The organism is Proteus sp. fly-1008 (assembly GCF_040140305.1).
GTDB lineage: Bacteria > Pseudomonadota > Gammaproteobacteria > Enterobacterales > Enterobacteriaceae > Proteus > Proteus vulgaris_B.
In genome coordinates this window covers 1-1,974 of record NZ_JBEEWH010000038.1, presented here as the reverse complement: position 1 = coordinate 1,974, position 1,974 = coordinate 1, and the positions used below count along the sequence as shown (strand labels likewise).

Annotated in this window: 4 protein-coding genes; all 4 read right to left on the bottom strand. The window is 42.5% G+C overall.

Features of this window, described 5'->3' with window-relative positions:
- Positions 1-611 (bottom strand): baseplate J/gp47 family protein (locus tag ABN256_RS18985; RefSeq protein ID WP_349439930.1); only part of this gene is annotated, 611 nt, incomplete at its 3' end.
- Entirely contained in the window at positions 608-961 is a 354-nt protein-coding gene (locus ABN256_RS18980) for a contractile injection system sheath initiator (protein ID WP_049206563.1), read from the bottom strand. The genes ABN256_RS18985 and ABN256_RS18980, both read right to left, overlap by 4 nt.
- Before the next feature lies 1 nt (position 962).
- The gene (locus ABN256_RS18975) at positions 963-1,655 is read right to left on the bottom strand and encodes a phage baseplate protein (RefSeq protein ID WP_349439929.1); all 693 of its coding nucleotides are present in this window, start codon (positions 1,653-1,655) and stop codon (positions 963-965) included.
- Positions 1,636-1,974, bottom strand: a 339-nt coding sequence (locus ABN256_RS18970) for a baseplate hub protein (RefSeq protein WP_502929712.1), incomplete at its 5' end; no start/stop codon positions are given. The genes ABN256_RS18975 and ABN256_RS18970, both read right to left, overlap by 20 nt.

The following is a 1,974-nucleotide window of genomic DNA, read 5'->3' as shown; positions in this document are numbered from 1 at the left end:
TTGGTGTTTTTTGCGTTCTTTGCGACAGATTCAGATCTGCGATATTCGAATTCTTGCCTGCTTTCAGTATTTCTACCCGGTATTCCTGCGGTTCTGTTTGAGACAGAATCCAGTCCACTAATACTTTTAGTTAGTCGATTAATAACGCCTACTGGCGCATCGATAGCACCTGCGGTTAGGCAGTTAGCCTTAACTACTGCAACACCAGATTCATTGATTACTGACTCTTCAGATGTTGCCCAGAATAACCCTCTATCATCACTTACCTGATAATTTTCAGGTATCACAACACCACTCAGCCCGTTAAAAGTTAATTCAGCCACAGAAGGTGTCGCTTGTTTTCGTTGCATAAAGTAGATGTAACCTAGCGCGTCCTGCATTTGGCCTGATGCATAGCGTGGGTCAAAGTTGTTTAATAGGTTAATCATAAAGTTTCGTTCATCAGTAATAACGGCTGATAACGTGGTGACTAACTGTCCTTGTGGTGCGTCCATTGATGTATTGATGTTCTCACCAAAACACCCCTTCATTAACTGCCATAAACCATCTATCACTTCCTGAGTGGTTGGTGCGACGATACCTTGAGGAAGTATTTGTACCGGTGGGATCATAATGAAATACTCCCTTTATTTCCTTTATTGTCAGTGAATAAAATCCTACCTCTAACCACTCTGTCATTTGCCGTTGATAATTCAGCAGTAGCTGTAACGACATTAGGAACAGAAAGCGCAGCCTCTTCTAAATTCTGTCGGTATAGAGAAAGTGAGTAGCGATTCTTGCCCAAAATATCCTCCAAATAAGGAATTCCCTCATTTTGTGAGTAATAAAGGTCTTTCATAAACACTCGGCACTTATTAGCAACTGATTGAGCCGTCTCATACTGTTCAGAGGCAATAGCGAGGTTTCCCGATACATCAAGGGTCAGATCCCATGTATCAGGCAGTAGAAATAATGTTTTCATTTTATACCTGCTGGTTTGGTTGGTTCGTATCAGAACCTTGACCGTTTTCTCTGTGAGTGTGACCGTTGTAAGTGGTCCGCATTGAGGCCATTGTTTGAGTGTTGCCCTGACCAGTATTGTCAGTAATATGGCTTGCTGATTGTAATGTTGAGGTGGTTTCTACTGGAGCATCTAAAACAACCTTAGTTCCTTTCATTTTAATAACGCCAGTCGATACAACATCTATTCCACTTTCTAGGAAATGGATAAATTGGGTAGGTGCTCCATTAAGGATACCCCCGACATACAAACTATCAGCCCAATCATATCGACGCTTGCTATCTGGCGCCGCTTCATCCTTCATCCGCTTAACTTTTGAGATATCACGAGAACAAACAAGGCAAATACCCAAGTCGCCTACTTTAGGGTCGATAATTACCGCATTAGCACCACCCTGATAACGAAAGTAAGGAACGTTATGGATAACTGCGTTTTTGTAAGTATTCCCCGCCCCGTCAACTTGAAGCACCAGAGGCATGATATCTAACAATCCAACCGCGTCAGTTCCGCTTGGTTTAATCGCCACAACCTTACAGACAGTGGTAGTTGCTACGCGCCCAATCAATGAGTTGATGATCATCTCTTGAGTGCCAATACCACCAGCCATATCTTTAGGGCCATATAGTGAAGCTGTCTCATTTTTTGATTGCGACATTCTTACTATCCTCTATGTTCTGTGCTGATATTTCCATATGCCACCTTGCCGACTCTTGTTCGGTTTCCAGAATGGAGCGTGAACCATAAATCAACCAATCACCATTACAACGCTCAACAGTGCTATTTTTGATTCTGGCAATACCACCGAAGCGAATTAAGGGGTCAAAGAAACACTTAAAATCGACACCAATCATTGTCGGAGTGGGATAGCCAATTAACCCAGTTTCAGGAGAGATAACGGGGATTTTAATTTTCCTTGGTTGTCCTTTTGGCGTTATGGCCACAAGATTATTTTCAAGATAAAGGTCAAGATCAGC

Excerpts from the sequence above, each read along its gene's own strand:
- ABN256_RS18975 (WP_349439929.1), bottom strand. The coding sequence starts at position 1,655 with ATGTCGCAATCAAAAAATGAGACAGCTTCACTATATGGCCCTAAAGAT.
- ABN256_RS18980 (WP_049206563.1), bottom strand. The coding sequence starts at position 961 with ATGAAAACATTATTTCTACTGCCTGATACATGGGATCTGACCCTTGAT.